Origin of the sequence: Zavarzinia sp. (genome assembly GCF_041650655.1) — a bacterium.
GTDB lineage: Bacteria > Pseudomonadota > Alphaproteobacteria > Zavarziniales > Zavarziniaceae > Zavarzinia.
In genome coordinates, this window is the sequence record NZ_JBAZKR010000036.1 from 24,724 (window position 1) to 42,042 (window position 17,319).

General features: G+C 66.9%; 17 protein-coding genes and 1 riboswitch. Of the genes, 7 read left to right on the forward strand and 10 right to left on the reverse strand.

Annotated elements, in window-relative coordinates:
- Window positions 1–40: 40 nt before the first annotated feature.
- The 3 genes from nifD to ahcY form a co-directional block, all read right to left on the reverse strand.
- Window positions 41–1,513: a nitrogenase molybdenum-iron protein alpha chain gene (gene nifD / locus WC493_RS10290; RefSeq protein WP_373065236.1), complete on the reverse strand. Its 1,473-nt coding sequence runs from the start codon at window positions 1,511–1,513 to the stop codon at window positions 41–43.
- Window positions 1,514–1,582: 69 nt separating this feature from the next.
- The gene (gene nifH, locus WC493_RS10295) at window positions 1,583–2,485 is read right to left on the reverse strand and encodes a nitrogenase iron protein (RefSeq protein WP_373065238.1); all 903 of its coding nucleotides are present in this window, start codon (window positions 2,483–2,485) and stop codon (window positions 1,583–1,585) included.
- Window positions 2,486–2,757: 272 nt separating this feature from the next.
- Window positions 2,758–4,053 carry an adenosylhomocysteinase gene (gene ahcY, locus WC493_RS10300; protein ID WP_373065240.1) on the reverse strand — a complete coding sequence of 432 codons (1,296 nt, stop codon included), beginning with the start codon at window positions 4,051–4,053 and terminating at the stop codon, window positions 2,758–2,760.
- Between the two features lie 163 nt (window positions 4,054–4,216).
- Here ahcY and WC493_RS10305 point away from each other — a divergent pair, with 163 nt between their 5' ends.
- A complete protein-coding gene (locus tag WC493_RS10305; protein ID WP_373065242.1) occupies window positions 4,217–4,939 on the forward strand; it encodes a DUF599 domain-containing protein in 723 nt (240 codons plus the stop codon).
- 87 nt (window positions 4,940–5,026) lie between these two features.
- Here the strand turns inward: WC493_RS10305 and WC493_RS10310 are convergent, their stop codons facing one another.
- Together WC493_RS10310 and WC493_RS10315 are read right to left on the reverse strand one after the other, a co-directional pair.
- Window positions 5,027–5,221 (reverse strand): hypothetical protein, encoded by a 195-nt coding sequence (locus WC493_RS10310; RefSeq protein WP_373065244.1) that lies wholly within the window; start codon window positions 5,219–5,221, stop codon window positions 5,027–5,029.
- 331 nt (window positions 5,222–5,552) lie between these two features.
- A complete protein-coding gene (locus tag WC493_RS10315; protein ID WP_373065246.1) occupies window positions 5,553–6,212 on the reverse strand; it encodes an OmpW family protein in 660 nt (219 codons plus the stop codon).
- Between the two features lie 189 nt (window positions 6,213–6,401).
- On the opposite strand from WC493_RS10315, the gene hemN reads away from it, so the two are divergent.
- Window positions 6,402–7,742 (forward strand): oxygen-independent coproporphyrinogen III oxidase, encoded by a 1,341-nt coding sequence (gene hemN, locus WC493_RS10320; protein ID WP_373065248.1) that lies wholly within the window; start codon window positions 6,402–6,404, stop codon window positions 7,740–7,742.
- 42 nt (window positions 7,743–7,784) lie between these two features.
- Here the strand turns inward: hemN and WC493_RS10325 are convergent, their stop codons facing one another.
- The 5 genes from WC493_RS10325 to WC493_RS10345 form a co-directional block, all read right to left on the reverse strand.
- Window positions 7,785–8,192 (reverse strand): hypothetical protein, encoded by a 408-nt coding sequence (locus tag WC493_RS10325; protein ID WP_373065251.1) that lies wholly within the window; start codon window positions 8,190–8,192, stop codon window positions 7,785–7,787.
- Between the two features lie 32 nt (window positions 8,193–8,224).
- Complete coding sequence (locus WC493_RS10330) at window positions 8,225–9,778, reverse strand: ATP-binding protein (protein ID WP_373065253.1); 1,554 nt, start codon at window positions 9,776–9,778, stop codon at window positions 8,225–8,227.
- On the reverse strand, window positions 9,775–10,470 hold the full coding sequence (locus WC493_RS10335; RefSeq protein ID WP_373065255.1) for a response regulator transcription factor: 696 nt from the start codon (window positions 10,468–10,470) through the stop codon (window positions 9,775–9,777). Before WC493_RS10335 ends, WC493_RS10330 begins: the two co-directional genes overlap by 4 nt.
- Before the next feature lie 32 nt (window positions 10,471–10,502).
- The gene (locus tag WC493_RS10340) at window positions 10,503–11,945 is read right to left on the reverse strand and encodes a DUF4153 domain-containing protein (RefSeq protein WP_373065257.1); all 1,443 of its coding nucleotides are present in this window, start codon (window positions 11,943–11,945) and stop codon (window positions 10,503–10,505) included.
- 100 nt (window positions 11,946–12,045) lie between these two features.
- Window positions 12,046–12,837: a thioesterase family protein gene (locus WC493_RS10345; protein WP_373065259.1), complete on the reverse strand. Its 792-nt coding sequence runs from the start codon at window positions 12,835–12,837 to the stop codon at window positions 12,046–12,048.
- Between the two features lie 121 nt (window positions 12,838–12,958).
- Window positions 12,959–13,034: riboswitch (SAM riboswitch) on the forward strand.
- A gap of 53 nt (window positions 13,035–13,087) precedes the next feature.
- Between WC493_RS10345 and metZ the strand changes: the two genes are divergently transcribed.
- The 5 genes from metZ to WC493_RS10370 all read left to right on the forward strand — a co-directional run.
- Window positions 13,088–14,296, forward strand: a complete 1,209-nt coding sequence (gene metZ / locus WC493_RS10350) for an O-succinylhomoserine sulfhydrylase (protein ID WP_373065261.1) — start codon at window positions 13,088–13,090, stop codon at window positions 14,294–14,296.
- A gap of 73 nt (window positions 14,297–14,369) precedes the next feature.
- Entirely contained in the window at window positions 14,370–14,762 is a 393-nt protein-coding gene (apaG, locus tag WC493_RS10355; protein ID WP_373065263.1) for a Co2+/Mg2+ efflux protein ApaG, read from the forward strand.
- Window positions 14,763–14,865: 103 nt separating this feature from the next.
- Window positions 14,866–15,552, forward strand: a complete 687-nt coding sequence (gene folE, locus WC493_RS10360) for a GTP cyclohydrolase I FolE (RefSeq protein ID WP_373065265.1) — start codon at window positions 14,866–14,868, stop codon at window positions 15,550–15,552.
- A 74-nt stretch (window positions 15,553–15,626) separates the two neighbouring features.
- Window positions 15,627–16,796, forward strand: a complete 1,170-nt coding sequence (argE, locus tag WC493_RS10365) for an acetylornithine deacetylase (RefSeq protein ID WP_373065267.1) — start codon at window positions 15,627–15,629, stop codon at window positions 16,794–16,796.
- 10 nt (window positions 16,797–16,806) lie between these two features.
- Window positions 16,807–17,319, forward strand: a 513-nt coding sequence (locus tag WC493_RS10370; RefSeq protein WP_373065269.1) for a DMT family transporter, incomplete at its 3' end; no start/stop codon positions are given.

Consider the following 17,319-nt stretch of genomic DNA (forward strand, 5'->3'; position numbering starts at 1 on the left):
GGGGTTGGGGCGGTTCCTCACCGCCCCGTGCCCACCGGCGTTACGCCGCCGTGGTCCAGGGCGCCTTGAACAGGCCCCAGACCGGGTTGTTGATGGCGAGGTCCATGTCACGGGCGAAGATGGCGAAGCCGTCATAGCCGTGATAGGGGCCCGAGTAATCCCACGAGTGCATCTGACGGAACGGGATGCCCATCTTCTGCACCGGGTATTTCTCCTTGATGCCGGAGCCGACCAGGTCGGGCCGGATATTCTCGATGAACTTCTCCAGCTCGTAACCGGTCACGTCGTCATAGATCAGGGTGCCGTCCTTGACGTAGTGGCCCGTGCGCTTGTAGTCGTCGCCATGGGCGAATTCATAGCCCGTGCCGGCGATCTGCATGCCCAGGTCCTCGTAGGCCGTGATGACGTGACGGGGGCGCAGGCCGCCGACATAGAGCATCACCGACTTGCCTTCGAGGCGCGGGCGGTACTTGGCGATCACGGCGTCGACCAGCGGCTGGTACTTGGCGATGACCTTTTCGGCGTTTTCCTTGATCGTCTCGTCGAACTGCGCGGCGATGTTGCGCAGCGAGGCGGCGATCTGCGAGGGACCGAAGAAGTTATATTCCACCCACGGAATATTGTACTTCTCTTCCATGTGCCGGCAGATGTAGTTCATCGAGCGGTAGCAGTGGATGAGATTGAGCTTCGCCTTCGGCGCGCGCTCCATCTCGGCCAGCGTCGCGTCGCCCGACCAGTTGCCGACCACGCGGAGACCCATTTCCTCGAGCAGGATGCGCGAAGCCCAGGCGTCACCGCCGATGTTGTAGTCGCCGATGACGTTGACGTCATAGGGACCGGCCTCGAATTCCACGCTCTTCTTGTCGAACACCCAGTCGCGGATGGCGTCGTTGGCGATATGGTGGCCGAGCGACTGCGAGACGCCGCGGAAGCCTTCGCAACGAACCGGAACGATGGTCTTGCCCGTTTCCTTGTTCTTCTTGCGGGCGACCGCCTCGATGTCGTCACCGATCAGGCCGATCGGGCATTCCGACTGGATCGACACGCCCTTGGCCAGCGGGAACAGCTCGTTGATCTCGTCGATCACCTTGTCGAGCTTCTTGTCGCCGCCGAAGACGATGTCCTTCTCCTGGAAATCGGAGGTGAACTGCATGGTCACGAAGGTGTCCACGCCGGTCTTGCCGATATAGTAGTTGCGGCGCTGGGACCAGGAATACTGGCCGCAGCCGACCGGGCCATGGCTGATGTGCACCATGTCCTTGACCGGGCCCCAGACCACGCCCTTGGAACCGGCATAGGCACAGCCGCGGATGGTCATCACGCCGGGGATCGACTTGATGTTCGACTTGACGTCGCATTCGGTCAGCGGCTCGGCCGCCTCTTCGCCGTCGACCGACTTGGCGACGGAGAGATGCTTGGCACGGCGCTTGCGCGACTTGTCGGGATAGGCTTCCAGCACCTCTTCGATGAGGCGCGCGTGGAATTCGCTGTCGTTTTCGTAATCGAGGCTCATGGCGCCCTCCTGTGGTGCCGGATCCGATCGCCGGTCCCGGCCGCCTGGCAGCGGCCGGGACCCAGCGGGTTACTGAGCGGCGAGAGCCGCGGCCTTGGCCGCTTCCCGGGCCTGGAGTTCGGCGAGGGCCTGCTCCTCGGTCTTCATGATGCCGAAGTCGAGCAGCATGTCCTCGAGCTCTTCCATGGTGATCGGGGTCGGGATGGTGCCCTGGCCCGAATTGGCATGGATCTTGGTGGCGAGCTGGCGGTACTCGGCGGCCTGCTGGCTGTCCGGCGCGTATTGGATCACCGTCTGACGGCGCAGTTCGGCGTGCTGCACGATGTTGTCGCGCGGCACGAAGTGAACCAGCTTGGAGTTCAGGCGCTTGGCCAGGGCTTCGGCCAGGTCCAGCTCGCGGTCGGTCTGACGCTCGTTGCAGATCAGCCCGCCGAGACGCACGCCGCCGGAATGGGCGTACTTCAGGATGCCCTTGGCGATGTTGTTGGCGGCATAGAGCGCCATCATCTCGCCCGACATGACGATGTAGATTTCCTGGGCCTTGTTCTCACGGATCGGCATGGCGAAACCGCCGCACACCACGTCGCCGAGCACGTCGTAGGAGACGTAATCGACGTCGTCATAGGCGCCGTTTTCCTCGAGGAAGTTGATCGAGGTGATGACCCCGCGGCCGGCGCAGCCGACGCCCGGTTCCGGACCGCCGGACTCGACGCACTTGATGCCCTTGTAGCCGAGCTTCAGCACGTCCTCGAGTTCCAGGTCTTCGACCGAGCCCGCTTCGGCAGCGAGGCTGAGCACGGTGTCCTGGGCCTTGGCGTTCAGGATCAGGCGGGTCGAGTCCGCCTTGGGATCGCAGCCGACGATGAGGATCTTCTGTCCCATCTCGACCAGGGCGGCGAGGGTGTTCTGAGAAGTGGTGGACTTGCCGATGCCCCCCTTCCCGTAGAACGCGATCTGACGAAGTCCGCTCATGTTCGTTTCCTGTCTCGTTCGAGAAGTTCGCGCGGGCATCATGCGCCGCACCCCTTCCTTCGCAAGCCGCGTGCCAACTTGGGCAGACAGGAAAAAATCATTTTATATCAATATGTTACCAGATTTAGGCGGAGCCGCCAGGGCTCCGACACCGCTGTTACAGTTCCGACAAAACCCGACAGCGCTGTCGGTCGCCCGAAAGCGACGAGGGCGGCGGGCCTCTCGGCCGGCCGCCCTCGAAGGTGCCGATGCGGCCCTGAGGCCGCCCGCGATCAGTAGCGGTAGTGTTCGGGCTTGTAGGGGCCTTCGACCTTGGCGCCGATATAGTCGGCCTGGGCCGGGGTCAGCGCGGTCAGCTTGACGCCCAGCTTGGCGAGATGGAGGCGGGCCACCTTCTCGTCCAGGTGCTTGGGCAGCATGTAGACCTTGCGTTCGTATTTGGCCGCATTGTTATAGAGTTCGATCTGGGCGATGACCTGGTTCGAGAACGAGGCACTCATCACGAAGCTCGGATGGCCGGTGGCGCAGCCGAGGTTCACCAGGCGGCCTTCGGCCAGCACGATCAGGCGCTTGCCGTCGGGGAAGATCACCTCGTCGACCTGCGGCTTCACGTTGTCCCACTTATAGTTACGCAGCGCCGCGATCTGGATCTCGCTGTCGAAATGGCCGATGTTGCAGACGATCGCCCGGTCCTTCATCTCGCGCATGTGATCGAGGGTGATCACGTCGATGTTGCCGGTGGTGGTCACGAAGATGTCGCCCAGCGGCGCGGCCTCTTCCATGGTGACGACCTGGTAGCCTTCCATGGCGGCCTGCAGCGCGCAGATCGGGTCGATCTCGGTCACCATGACGCGGGCCCCCTGGCCGCGCAGCGAGGCGGCCGAGCCCTTGCCGACGTCGCCGTAACCGGCGACGACCGCAACCTTGCCGGCCAGCATGACGTCGGTCGCCCGCTTGATGCCGTCGACCAGGGATTCACGGCAGCCGTAGAGATTGTCGAACTTCGACTTGGTCACGCTGTCGTTCACGTTGATCGCCGGAACCTTCAGCGTGCCGGCCTTCTGCATGTCATAGAGACGATGCACGCCGGTGGTGGTCTCTTCCGAGAGGCCGCGCACGCCGGCCATCAGCTCGGGGTAATCCTTGTGCATGAGCACGGTGAGGTCGCCGCCGTCGTCCAGGATCATGTTGGGGACCCAGCCGTCCGGCCCCTTCACGGTCTGGTGGATGCACCACCAGAATTCTTCCTCGTTCATGCCCTTCCAGGCGAACACCGGGATGCCGGCCGCCGCGATCGCCGCCGCCGCCTGGTCCTGGGTCGAGAAGATGTTGCAGGACGACCAGCGCACTTCGGCGCCGAGCGCCGTCAGGGTCTCGATCAGCACCGCGGTCTGGATCGTCATATGCAAGCAGCCGGCGATGCGGGCGCCCTTCAGCGGCTTCGAGGCGCCATATTCGGCGCGCAGCGCCATCAGGCCGGGCATTTCCGTCTCGGCGATGGCGATTTCCTTGCGGCCCCATTCGGCGAGCGAGAGGTCCTTGACCTTGAAATCGGTGAATTCGGCCATCGTCGGGTTCCTTGTCCGATGTTTTACGCCTGTCCGGCGTCGAATGGCCCCTCTCTTACCAGCAGGCGCCCAGGGGCGCAAGCAACCAGATAAAGACATCTTTATGTGTTGATGTTTTTGCCAGACCATGGCGGGCGGCCCCGCCGCACGCTAGACTCGCGTCATGCTGGAATTTTTCGACCGGATCGGCTTCACCATGCTGGACCTCGCGGCCCTGGCGCTCTTCGCCGTGGTCTGGTTCGGCTACGAATGGGTGCTGCGCCTGCTGGGGCCGCGCCACCGCACGATCAATTTCACCATGAAGCTGGTGCGCCGCCAGTGGATGGAAGGCATGGCCCGGCGCGAGGCGCGCATCGCCGACGCGGCCCTCATGGGCCATTTCATGCAGTCGACCTCGTTCTTCGCCTCGACCACGGTCCTGGTCGCGGCGGCGCTGGTCGGCGCCTTGTCCAGTCTCGACCATATCCAGCCCTCGATCGAGGCACTGGATTTCACGGTCAAGACGTCGCGCAGTTTCTTCGAATTGAAGGTGGCCCTGCCGCTCGCCGTCTTCGTCGCCGGCTTCTTCCGCTTCACCTGGGGCTTGCGGCAGTTCAACTATGCGATCGCACTGATCGGGGCGACGCCATTGCCGAGTCACGCGCCCCCGGATGAGGCCCATACCCTGGCCGACCTCACCGCGACCGTGCTGACCAGCGGTGCGGAGGCCTTCAACGGCGGCATCAGGGCCTATTATTTCGCCCTGGCCTGTCTGTTCTGGTTCGGCGGGCCGATCGCCTTCATGGTGGCGACGGTGGCGGCAGTATGGACATTGCTGCGCCGCCAGATCGCCTCGGAGACGGCCCGCGCCATCCGGATCGAGGCAAGAAAGCTGACCCGTTATTGATCCGGGCCTGCCAACGGGGCGCTGCGCAGCCACAGCCGCGCAGCAGCATCCCCGAAACCCGGCCCCGATAGGGGCCAGTTACTGACCTTAGGCGGCCTTGGCGCTCTGATGCGCGCGGACGGCGCCGTTCATGGCCTTCAGGGCGATTTCATATTCGCCGTGCAGGGCCAGTTCGGTGGCCTTCTGCTGGGCCCAGCGCAGGTGACGGGCCTCGAAGGACTCGGCGGCGCTCACGACGTCGGTGGCCAGAACGCGGTTATTCTGCTTCAGCTCGATGATCATGACGATTCTCGACAGTTCCCAAGCGACTGCCAGCGACGGGGCCGGCACCCTGACTACGAATTTGTGACAGATAACCTGTCCTTTCGTAGCTTCCCCAGATCAACCCGCCTACTTCAAACGGGTTCCAAGAATTTTGCACGAGCAATATTGCATCGCAACATTTCCGCGCCGCATCAGGGGTGGAATCGGGTCGAGACCGAAGTTTCCGGCGTGCCTGTGGCCGGAAGGTCGCAGGACGGCGACCCAAAAAAGCCGAGGGCCGCGCGATGGCGGCCCTCGTCGGGGAGTTCCGAAGCCGGGTGGCCGACGGGCCACCCGGTCGCGGGGGGGATCAGAAGCGGTAGCCGACGCCGACGCCGACGAGCAGCGGGTTGATGTCCACGTCGGCCTTGATGGCGCCGTTCACCGTGGCGGTGGTCGACAGGAAGATCTGCTTCACGTCGACGTTCAGCATCCAGTGGTCGTCGAGCGGAATGTCGACACCGGCCTGCAGGGCCCAGCCGAAGCCGTCGTCATAGGAGACGTCGGTGATCGGGGACTTCTCGCCGCCCTGGCCGTAGAAAATGGTGTAGTTCACGCCGGCGCCGACGTAGGGACGGAACTTGGAGTCGGGCGCGAAGTGATACTGCAGGGTCAGGGTCGGCGGCAGCAGCCAGATGTGGCCGAGGTCGAGGTTGCCCAGCGCGGTGCGCTTCACGTCGACGTTATGCGGCGTGGTGCCCAGGATCAGTTCGGCCGCGATGTTCTTGGTGAAGAAATAGGTGATGTCCAGTTCCGGCACGATCGAGTCGGAGATCCGGACGTCCGAACCGGCCAGGGCCGCGTTGTTGTAGCCGGTCATGTCCTCTTCCGGCAGAACCAGCAGCGCACGGGCGCGGATCTGCCAGGGGCTCTGATCGGCCGCCTGGGCCGGGGTGGTGGCAGCGATACCGACCCCGAGGCCGGCGATGATGGCGGCCGCAGAAAGGCCGGCCTTGATGTTGTGCAGCATTGCTCATTCCCTCCAAGGTGACGGTACGTGGCCACCCGCGGATCGGACTTTGCCTCAACCAGACATGGTTGATCGTTGATTAAGGTCAATCTCCCGAAACTGCGACGAAATTGACCAGGTCGCGACTTGGGGATGCCGTCTTGACCTGGATCAAAGCGAAACTGCAGCTCCGGGCGTCTCATTCCGTGCATGGCCGAGACGCATCTTACAGAGCGCTATCCGCGCTACACCAGCTTTCCTACCGCCCCCCACTTCCATGCGGGGGTCGACGGCGAGACCTATGCCGAGTGGCTCTACAACCTGCCGCCGGACCGGGACATCTCTCTTTATATCCATGTCCCCTACTGCGACTCGTTGTGTTGGTTCTGCGGCTGCCACACCAAGGTGACCAATCGTGCCGGCCCGGTGACCCGTTTCGTCACCACGGTGAGCGCCGAGGCGAGCTTGGTGGCCGAAGCCATGGGACGGAAGCCGCGCCTGTCGCATCTCCATTTCGGCGGCGGCAGCCCCACCATCATGGGCGCCCGCGACATCGAACACCTGATGACCAGCCTGCGCGGCCGCTTCACGATCGACGAAGGCACGGAATTCGCGGTCGAGATCGACCCGCGCGACATCGACGACGCCAAGCTGGACGCCTGGGCCGCCGCCGGCATGACCCGCGCCTCGATCGGCTGCCAGGATCTCGACCCCAAGGTCCAGCAGGCGATCAACCGTTTCCAGCCTTTCGGCGTGATCGCCCGCGCGGTCGACGGCCTGCGCCAGCGCGGCATCAAGTCGATCAATATCGACCTCGTGCACGGCCTGCCCTATCAGACCGTGGCCGGCCTGATGGAGACTGTGCGCCGGATCCTGACGCTGCAGCCCGACCGCCTGGCCCTCTTCGGCTATGCCCATGTCCCGGCGTTGAAGCCGCACCAACGCCTGATCCCGACCGAATCCCTGCCGGGGCCGAGCGAGCGCCACATCCAGGCGACCGCGGCCTTCGACCTGATCGTTGCCCATGGCTACGAGGCGATCGGCCTCGACCATTTCGCCAAGCCGGGCGACACGCTGGCGACCGCTGCCGCGGCCGGCAAGCTGCACCGCAATTTCCAGGGCTATACCACCGACGACGCCGGCATCCTGGTCGGCCTCGGCCCCTCGGCGATCGGTGAACTGCCGCAAGGTTACGTCCAGAACACGCCGGACATCACCGCCTGGCACAAGGCGGTCGCCCAGGGCTCTTTCGCCACCGCCCGCGGCGTCGCCATCAGCAATGCCGACCGCCTGCGCCGCGCCGTGATCGAACGCCTGATGTGCGACTACCAAGCCGACGTCGGCAAGATCGCCGACCGCCTGCGCCTCGACCCCACCCTGGTCAACGATGCCTGGGCACGGCTCGCCCCACTCGAAGCGGCCGGCCTGGTCAGCCGCCACGGCAGCCACATCGGCATCGAACCGACGGCCCGCGCCCTGGTGCAGAAGATCGCCGCCTGTTTCGACGACCGTTTCACCGCCCCCGAACCGATGGCGGGCCGCGCCGCCTAAGCTGTTTCCGGCAGACCAGCTTCTGCTTTGCCGGAAACCGCGCTAGAGGCAGGGCGACCACCTGACCTCGTAGCCGTTCCATCCGCGCCCGATCCAGCGGAATTCGGCACGGCGGCGGAGACAGCACTTTTCGTCAATCTCGATCTGCGGGCCGATGATGCCGCAAAGGGTGTCGTATCGCTGTCGGTCATCGGGTAATGCCGGATGGGTCTCCGGCGGTGCGTCGCCGCGGACCCGGGCATCGGACCAGCGGATCCATATCGCCCACCGTTCTTCGATCAGGGGCAGCAAGGCGGGGTCGACAGGCGCCAAGGCGTAGCAATCGGCATAGTCGTCCGCCGCTTCGTCCCAAAGGTTCCGATAGGCGACCAGTCGGTCACCATAGAAGGCGATGCCGCCGCGCGGAATATCCCAGAAAACGTCGGCAGTGACGACCCGGTTCCAAGTCATGCCGTCACCTTAGCAAACCCGGTGAAACGGCACTAGGAAAGCGGCAGCTCCAAGCGGAAGCGGGCGCCGCCCTCGCCCGGCACCAAGTCGATGCCAGCGCCGGCATTGGCCAGCAGGGCGCGCGCGATGGCGAGGCCGAGGCCGCTGCCGCCTTCGGCCCGGCGCGTCGTGAAGAAGGGCTCGAACAGGCGTTCGCGGTCACCGGGGGGAATGCCCGGGCCGTCGTCCGCCACCTCGACCCGCAGCCTGCCGCCGACGGGTGCCGCCGTCACCGTCACCCGATGCGCTCCCGCCTGGCGGCTGTTCTCGAACAGGATGGCGAAGACCGCTTCCAGCACCTCCGCCGGCATGGCCAGGATGGCCTCGCCGACCTCGCCCTCGATCGCGAAATCCGCGCCGCGCAAGGCGTCGGCGACCCGATGCAGCGAATCGGCCAGGGCACAGCGGGCCGGATCGCCGAACCGCGCCATGTCGGCCCGGGCGAGGTCCAGCAGGCGGCCGACCAGGCGCGTGAGCCTGGCCACGTCGCCCGCCGCATTGGCCAGGAAGCGGCGGCGCTCCGATTCGGTCATGGTGCCGCCGTGGTCTTCCAGGAGTTCGAGGGCACCACGGATGCCGGCCAGCGGAGTCTTGAACTCGTGGCTGAGCGCCGCCGCGAAATCACGGAGATAGGCGGAACGGCGCTCGATCTTCTCCGCCATCAGGCGGAAGTCGCGGAACAGGGCGCGGATCTCGACGGCGGCGGTCTGCGGCGTCTCCGGCACCTCGCCCCGGCCGGCGGCGATCGCCGTGGCGGCCCGGCCCAGTTCTTCGATCGGCCGGGTGATGGTGCGGCTCAGCACCCCGGCGAGGCCGATCACCACGAAGAGGCCGATGGCGCTGCCGGCCGCGATCTTGCCGAGGTCGTCATAGATGCCGCGAAACAGCGCCCGGGGCGAGCGCGACAGCAGGATGGCGCCGACCACCTTGCCGCCCGCCGTGATCGGCCTCGCATAATGAACCCGGATCGCCGCCGCCCGGCTCAGCACCTCGAAGGCATAGCGGGGCACATAGTCGCCGCGCCGGCGCAGCACCGTGAGGCTCCGCCCGGCCAGCGCCGCCTGCACCTCCGGCAGGGCGCCGTAGCCGAGGCCCAGGTCGGCCCGGCCCAGAACGACGACGCCTGCGGCATCGACGATCCGAATCGAGGCCAACGTCGTCTCGCTGGCCCGGGCGACCAGGGGTGCTATCGCCGCGGCGACCCGCGCGGTTTCCGGGTCGGGCGCCCCCGCGGGCCGGCCCGGCGGCCGTTCGGGCAGGATGTCCATGGCGTTGAGATCGATGGTCAGCGGTTCAGGCCGATAGGCCGGCGAGTCGCCGGCCGGCGGCAACTTTCCGGCGGTCGCGAGATAGGCCGCCTCGATCACCGCCGCCTGGGCGATCAGCTCCGCCTCGGTCTGACGCACCAGCGTATTCTCGAAGACGCGGAGGAAGACGGCGCCGAGCGCCGGCAGCACGGCGACGAAGAGCAGCACCAGGGTCAGGATCACCCGAAGCCGAAGCGGCGGCCAATGGCGCTTGATCGCATCCTTCAGCCGGCGGATCACCGTGCCGCCCCACAGGGGCCCAGGCGATAGCCGATGCCGGCCCTGGTCTCGATCGCATCGTCGAGCCCGAGCGTCGCGCATTTCCGCCGGATATGGCGGATATGGCTGTCGATCGTGCGGTCGGTCACGGCGAAGCCCGGGCCGTGCAGCCGGTCGATGATCTCGTCCCGGGTGAAGACCTTGGCCGGGGCGGCGGCGAGCACGGCGAGAAGCTGGAATTCGGTCGCGGTCAGGCCGGCATCCCGGCCGTCGACCAGCGCCGCCCAGCCCTCGCGGTCGAGGCGGAGCCGGCCGGTCTGCACCGGCACCGGTGCGTCCTCCGCCCGGGGCCGGGCGCGCTTCAGGATGGCGCCGACCCGGGCCACCACCTCGCGCGGCGAAAAGGGCTTCACCACATAATCGTCGGCGCCGAGTTCGATGCCGACGATGCGGTCCACCTCGTCGTCGCGGGACGACAGGAAGAGCACGGGCAATTCGCCCTGGGCGCGCAGGCGGCGGCAGACGTCGAGCCCGTTGAGGCGCGGCATGTTGATGTCGAGCACGACGAGATCCGGCGCCGAGGCCGCCACGGCTGCCAGCGCCGCCTCGCCGTCGCCCGCCTCGCGGCAATCATAGCCGGCCTTGGCCAGGGCGAAGGCCAGCAACTCGCGGATATGGGGGTCGTCGTCGACGATCAGGATGCGCTGGAGCATGGCTTCATCACTGGCATTGCGGCAGGTCGCGGTCAATCCTGGCCGAGCAGGGCACGGGCGGCGGCAAGGCGCCGGGCCCCCCGGAAAGTCCAGCCGCCGGTGGCGCCCGTCTGAGCCTCTTCGAGGTCGATCATCAAGTCCTGGCGCAGCCGGGCGGCGGCGTCCTTCAACTCAGGATCTTCCGTCGCCTGCTCGAAGCGGATCGCCGGCACCAGGGCGGCGGGGCCGAGCCTGCCGAGATAGCACCAGTCGACCGACGGCCCGCTCGCTCCCGCGGCAAGGGCGCGCGACAGGTTCCATTCGGCGGTCACCGTGGCGGGATCGACGACCAGCAGGCAGGTCCCGAGGGCGAGACCGGCGGCCAGGGCATTGGCGTTGATCAGCCAGCGCCCGCTCCTGCCCGTCAGCAGGCGCCAGCAGACGAGGCCGAGGCCGAGCGCCACCAGCGCCATCCAGACCAGGGCGGCGAAACGCCACTCGCTCATGCCATAGGCATCGACATAGGCGAGCGTGCGCCGGGCGCTGGAGGCGACCAGCAGGAGGTTCTGCCCGATCCACAGCACCACCAGCCGGCGGAGCCTTGGCACGTCCGCCGTCGCCGTGCCGGGGCGCAGGGCGACCAGCACGAAACCGCCGGCCAGCAGTGCCGTGACGATCAGCGGATAGGCGCCGCGGTGGGCATAGTCGGCCAGCGTCACCCCTTCGGGCAGATCCGCGCCGGACCACAGGAAGAAGAGGTCGAGCCCGTTTTCGATCGCGAAGACCAGGTTGAAGACGGTGAGCGAAGCCCCGACCGAGGCGACGGTGATGCCAGGCCATTCGCCGGCCGGCCGCGTCTTCCGCCGCCGCCGCAGGCCGAAAGGCCGAAGCCAGAGGCCGAGGGGGATCGACAGAAGGATCCAGAAGGCGACCCGGTCTCCAGTCAGGAAGTGGAGCCAGCGTCCGGGATCGAGCCCGGCCAGCACCCGTTCGATCAGCGGATTGGCATCGGCGAACAGGGCGAGGAAGACGAGACCGCCGAAGAGCGGCAGCGCCAGTGTGGCGAGACGGCGCCCCAGGCCGCGGATCGGCCGCCGCTCGAAGGCGGCGAGCAGGTGGTAGCTGTCGCGAAACGGAACCGCCACAGCGACGAGGCCGAGCAACCCGACCCGCCCGGCCCAGCGCAACGCATCGTCGAAACCGGCCGAACGGGGCAGCGCCACCGCCACGGTGAGGCAGGTGAAGAAAAGCAGGAAGGGCAGCGACTGCCGTTCTTCGATCAGGCTGAGCGCGCTGAGACCGGCCAAGCCGAGGGCCACGGTGGCCGCCCGGTCGCGCAGCAGACGCGGGTGCACGAAGGCGACGGCGCCGACCACGGCGAGGCCGTAGAGCCCGGTGAACAGGCCGACTTCGCATTGGAACAGCAGCAGATCGCCGAGCAGGAGCAGGGCCAGGGCGGCGACCGCCTTGGTCCGATACAGGTGACGGATGGACATGGAACACCTCCTGCCGGGCAGACTGGCGTCCGCCTGCGCAGGGGTGATCCGCGTCCCGTGGCTTTGCCCCGTCCGCGCCGTGCAGAAACGATGCAGAGCCTCAGACGAAGATCGCGACGGTCTGCCGCGAGACGAGAAGCGGCGTGCCGTCGGCCGCCCAGGTCTTCATCGCCTGGGCCGAATAGCCGTGGGTCGCGGTTTCCGCGATGCTCTCTTCGAGGCGCCAGCCGTCGTCCGGCCCGGCCGCCTTCTCGTTCAGAACCTCGATCGACCAGGTCATGGAGGAGATCGGCCCGAAGGTCGGGAAGCGCACCATGGCGGCCGGCGGCGGCGCATCAGCGAGGGCGATCAGCGAGACGACGTCATTCGCCGCCGCCCGGTCCTTGTGGCGGAGCCAGAGCAGATATTCGGGCCGTTCCGCCATCGAGAAGGGCGCCTCGCCGCCCGCCTGCAGCATGTCGAAATGATGGGCGAAATTGGGCCGCATGCCGCCCCGGAAAAAGTCTTCGCAAGCCTCGGCTGGTGGGGCCGCCGGGGCCGGCAGGGCGACATGCTCGACCGCCGACTCCCTGACCGTGCCGAAGCAGAGCAGCGCCCGCGTGGCCAGCCCCGCCTCCCCCGCCACGTCGACCCCGACATAGGTGGCCGAACGGCCCTGGCGCAGGATCGACGGCGACAGGGTCAGCATGCCCGCCGCCGGCCCGATGAAGGCGAATTGGGCGGAGCGGAGCGGCGGCAACCCGTCAAAGGCCCGCAGCGCCGCAGCCAGGGCGAAGGCGGCGGAGGCACCACCGTAAAGGGTCCGGCCCTGCACCCAGTCCTCCGCCACGCCGACCGAAAAGCTGTCGCCCTGCCGGGCGATGCCGGCCAGCACGTCGGTGAAGGGCGTCATCCTGCCTGCCTCTTTATATGATGGTTCGTCCAGCAAACTATCCGGTGCAAGGCGGGCGGCGGCAACCGCAGCCCCTGCAACCGCCCTATGCCATTGACGATGGCGAGGCCCGGGCGTAACGTCTCGCCCTCGTGGGATTTGAGCCGGCTGGCTTGCGGCCACGTTAAACACCGCTAAAAAGCCGGGATGGAAACACCCGGCTCAGGCCGGGTTTTTTTATGCGCGCGAGAAGGCGCAAGAGGACAGGCAAATGGCACGGCGTACGCCCCGCGACGAAGCGGACAAGTGGCGACTGGCGACCAGACTGGTGCGCGGCGGGACCAACCGTTCGGATTTCGGCGAGACCTGCGAAGCGATCTTCATGACCTCGGGCTTCCGCTACGACAGTGCGGAAGAGGCCGAGGCCCGCTTCAAGGGCGAGCGTGAAGGCTTCACCTATTCGCGTCTCGGCAATCCCACCACGGCGATGTTCGAGGAACGCATGGCGATCCTCGAAGGCGCCGATGTCGCCCGCGCGGCTTCGTCCGGCATGGCGGCGGTCAATGCCGCGCTGATGTGCCAGCTCGCGGCCGGCGACCGCATCGTCTCGGCCCGTGCCCTGTTCGGCTCCTGCCGGGTGATCCTGGACGAGATCCTGCCCCGCTTCGGCGTGAAGGTCGATTACGTCGAGGGCTCGGATATCGAGAGCTGGCGCCAAGCCCTGAAGACCCCGGCCAAGATCGCCTTCCTGGAAACCCCGGCCAATCCGACGTTGGACGTGATCGACCTCGCCGCAGTCTCGGAACTGGCTCATGCCGCCGGTGCCAAGGTGGTGATCGACAATGTCTTCGCGACGCCGATCCTGCAGCGCCCGCTCGATTTCGGCTGCGACGTGGTGGTCTATTCCGCGACCAAGCACATCGACGGCCAGGGCCGCTGTCTCGGCGGCGCCATCCTGTGCGACCGCGACTTCTTCGACAAATACCTGAACCAGTACCTGCGCCACACCGGGCCGTCGCTCTCGCCCTTCAACGCCTGGCTCCTGCTCAAGGGGCTGGAGACGCTGGAACTCCGGGTCGAGCGCCATTGCAGCAATGCCCAGAAGGTGGCCGACTTCCTGGACCGGGCCAAGGCGACGGGGCGGCTGAAGAATGTCTCCTACCCCGGCCTCGCTTCCCATCCGCAGCACGAACTGGCACTGGCGCAGATGTCGGGCCAGGGCGGTTCGGTGGTCACGCTGGAGGTCGAGGGCGGCCGGCCGGGCGCTTTCGCCCTGATGAACCGGCTCCGACTGATCGATATTTCCAATAACCTGGGCGACTCCAAGAGCCTGATCACCCACCCCTCGTCGACCACGCATCAGCGCCTTCCGGCCGCGGAACGGGCCCATCTCGGCATCACCGAAGGCTTCATGCGCCTGTCGGTCGGGCTTGAAGATGCGCAGGATCTGGTCGACGATCTCGACCAGGCGCTCGGCTGAGACCGGCCGTCAACGCTCTGTTTCCTTGGCGCCCCTGGACTTTGCCGGGTGGCGCGACGATATGATGACGGCAATGTACGACAAGACGACCCGCGCGATCCGCGTATCGGTAAAGCCCACCTTCCTCGAGGATCAGTCCTCGCCGGACGAGAATTATTACGTCTGGGCTTACCGCGTGCAGATCGAGAACCAGGGGGCGGAAACCGTGCAGCTCCGGGATCGCTACTGGCGCATCACCGACGGTTTCGGCCGTGTGCAGGAAGTGCGCGGGCCGGGCGTCGTCGGCGAACAGCCGGTCCTGAAACCCGGGGAGCGTTTCGAGTACACGAGCGGCACGCCGCTCGCCACACCGTCGGGCATCATGCTCGGCACCTATCGGATGGAAACGGACAAGGGCGAGTCCTTCGAGGTCGAGGTTCCGGCCTTCTCGCTCGACAGTCCGCACCAGCCGGTGCGCATCAACTGATCGGCCTGATCCGGCCGGCGGGCGCAAGCGTAGAAGCCGCGGCCGGATCAGCCGATGGCCCGGAAACACGGGGTCCGAGACACCCCGAACGAAAGGGATGGAGATGACTGTCACCCCCACCATGAAGCGCCCGGCCGACGGCAAGGGCGAGAAGCCGAAAGGCGGTCGCGAGTCGAACCTCGTGCTGGGCAAGGCCCGGACCGACCGGCCGAGCCGCGAAGAGGCCGAATCCGCGATCCGCACCCTGCTGCTCTGGGCCGGCGACGATCCGGACCGCGAAGGCCTGGTCGACACGCCCGCCCGCGTCGCCCGCGCCTATGAGGAATTCTTCGCCGGCTATGACGCCGATCCGGTCGAGATGCTGAACCGCACCTTCGAGGAGGTGGAGGGTTACGACGAGATGATCGTCCTCAAGGACATCCGTCTCGAAAGCCATTGCGAGCACCACATGGTGCCGATCATCGGCAAGGCCCATGTCGCCTATCTGCCGAAGAACCGCGTGGTCGGCATTTCCAAGCTGGCCCGGGTGGTGGACGCCTACGCCAAGCGCTTCCAGGTCCAGGAAAAGCTGACGGCACAGATCGCCAATTCGATCGACGAAGTGCTGCAGCCGCGCGGCGTCGCCGTGGTGATCGAGGCCCAGCACCAGTGCATGACCACGCGCGGCGTGCACAAGCCGGGCGTTTCCATGGTGACCTCGCGCATGCTGGGCGCCTTCCGCCACGACCCGCTGACCCGGCGCGAATTCCTCACCATCATCGGCAATCCGGCGTCGAGCGTCGGCGCCTGATTTTCGCTATAGTCGGCACTTCGAGTCGCCCGCTCCGACCCCGGGGCGGGCGAACCCGTTCTGGAGGGAGCCGAATGGCCGGTGAACATATCGATGCGGTGGAGATGCTGCGCCGCCTCGTCGCCTTCGACACGACGAGCCGCAATTCCAATCTCGAACTGATCGATTTCGTCCGCCACTATCTCCGCGGCCATGGCGTCGAGAGCGAACTGGTGTTCGACCATGGCGGCGCCAAGGCCAATCTCTATGCGACGCTCGGCCCGCGCGAGACGGGCGGCATCATTCTTTCCGGCCATACCGACGTGGTGCCGATCGACGACCAGGACTGGACGACCGATCCCTGGCGCCTGACCGAACAGCACGGGCTGCTCTACGGCCGCGGCTCCTGCGACATGAAGGGTTTCGTCGCCTGCTGCCTGGCGCTGGTGCCCGAATTCCTGGCGCGGGGCCTCAAGGAACCGATCCACCTCGCCTTTTCCTATGACGAGGAAGTGGGCTGCCTCGGCGTGCACAGCCTGATCGAGCATGTCGTGGCCAACCACCCGAAGCCGCGCCTCTGCCTCGTCGGCGAGCCGACCATGATGCAGGTGGTCGATGCCCATAAGGGCATCCGCTCCTTCTTCACCACGGTGACCGGGCTCGAAGCCCATTCCAGCGCCACCCATGTCGGCGTCAACGCGATCATGGTGGCGGCCGACCTGATCGGCTTCCTCGGCCGCATGGGCGAAGAGCTGAAGGCAAGGGGCGATGCCACCGGCCGCTTCACGCCGCCCTATACGACGCTTTCGGTCGGCACCATCGAGGGCGGCACGGCGGTCAATATCATCCCGCGCCACTGCCGCTTCGCCTGGGAATACCGCCCCCTGCCGGGGACCGACGCGGACGAGCCGATCCGCCGCTTCGAGGAACACGTCAGGACCCAGGTGATGCCCGCCCTCGAAGAAAAGGCGCCCGGTGTCGCCGCCATCACCACCGTGCCGCGCTCGGTTACACCGGCGCTCAGCCCCGATCCGGGCTCGGCAGCAGAGGTGCTGGCCAAGGCGCTGGCCGGCACCAACGAGACGCTGGCGGTTTCCTACGCGACCGAGGCCGGGATCTTCCAGGTCCACGGCATCCCGACCGTGGTGTGCGGCCCGGGCGACATTCTCCAGGCCCACCGGCCGAACGAATTCGTCGCCCTCGACCAGATCCGGGCCTGCACCGCCTTCCTGCGCAAACTCGCCGACCGCGTCTGCGCGGCCTGAGGCGCCGGCGATGACGGGCCCCCTGCTCGCCCTCGCCTCCGCCCTCCTGTTCGGGGCCAGCACGCCCTTCGCCAAGCTGCTGCTCGGCCAAGGCGTCGATCCCTGGCTGCTCGCCGGCCTGCTCTATCTGGGCTCGGGCTGCGGGCTCGGCCTGTTCGCGCTGGCGCGGCGTCTGCGGGGCGGTCCCGCCGCCGAAACGTCGCTCTCCCGGCGCGACCTGCCCTGGCTCACCGCCGTGGTGCTCTCGGGCGGGGTCGCCGGGCCGCTTCTCCTCATGCTCGGCCTCGCCCGGACGCCGGCTTCGACCGCTTCCCTGCTGCTCAATGTCGAGGGGCTGGCGACCATGGCGATCGCCTGGGTGATATTCCGCGAGAATGTCGACCGCCGGCTGCTGCTCGGCGCTTTCGCCATCCTGGCCGGGGCCGTGCTGCTGTCCTGGCAGGGCGGGCCCTCGGGCTTCGGCTTCGGTGCGCTCGCCATCACCGGCGCCTGTATCGCCTGGGGTATCGACAATAATCTGACA

Excerpts from the sequence above, each read along its gene's own strand:
- WC493_RS10315 (WP_373065246.1), bottom strand. The coding sequence starts at position 6,212 with ATGCTGCACAACATCAAGGCCGGCCTTTCTGCGGCCGCCATCATCGCC.
- WC493_RS10335 (WP_373065255.1), bottom strand. The coding sequence starts at position 10,470 with ATGCTCCAGCGCATCCTGATCGTCGACGACGACCCCCATATCCGCGAG.
- metZ (WP_373065261.1), top strand. The coding sequence starts at position 13,088 with ATGGCACGGCGTACGCCCCGCGACGAAGCGGACAAGTGGCGACTGGCG.
- hemN (WP_373065248.1), top strand. The coding sequence starts at position 6,402 with ATGGCCGAGACGCATCTTACAGAGCGCTATCCGCGCTACACCAGCTTT.
- argE (WP_373065267.1), top strand. The coding sequence starts at position 15,627 with ATGGCCGGTGAACATATCGATGCGGTGGAGATGCTGCGCCGCCTCGTC.
- nifH (WP_373065238.1), bottom strand. The coding sequence starts at position 2,485 with ATGAGCGGACTTCGTCAGATCGCGTTCTACGGGAAGGGGGGCATCGGC.
- WC493_RS10310 (WP_373065244.1), bottom strand. The coding sequence starts at position 5,221 with ATGATCATCGAGCTGAAGCAGAATAACCGCGTTCTGGCCACCGACGTC.
- nifD (WP_373065236.1), bottom strand. The coding sequence starts at position 1,513 with ATGAGCCTCGATTACGAAAACGACAGCGAATTCCACGCGCGCCTCATC.
- WC493_RS10340 (WP_373065257.1), bottom strand. The coding sequence starts at position 11,945 with ATGTCCATCCGTCACCTGTATCGGACCAAGGCGGTCGCCGCCCTGGCC.
- folE (WP_373065265.1), top strand. The coding sequence starts at position 14,866 with ATGACTGTCACCCCCACCATGAAGCGCCCGGCCGACGGCAAGGGCGAG.
- WC493_RS10345 (WP_373065259.1), bottom strand. The coding sequence starts at position 12,837 with ATGACGCCCTTCACCGACGTGCTGGCCGGCATCGCCCGGCAGGGCGAC.
- WC493_RS10325 (WP_373065251.1), bottom strand. The coding sequence starts at position 8,192 with ATGACTTGGAACCGGGTCGTCACTGCCGACGTTTTCTGGGATATTCCG.
- WC493_RS10305 (WP_373065242.1), top strand. The coding sequence starts at position 4,217 with ATGCTGGAATTTTTCGACCGGATCGGCTTCACCATGCTGGACCTCGCG.
- apaG (WP_373065263.1), top strand. The coding sequence starts at position 14,370 with ATGTACGACAAGACGACCCGCGCGATCCGCGTATCGGTAAAGCCCACC.
- ahcY (WP_373065240.1), bottom strand. The coding sequence starts at position 4,053 with ATGGCCGAATTCACCGATTTCAAGGTCAAGGACCTCTCGCTCGCCGAA.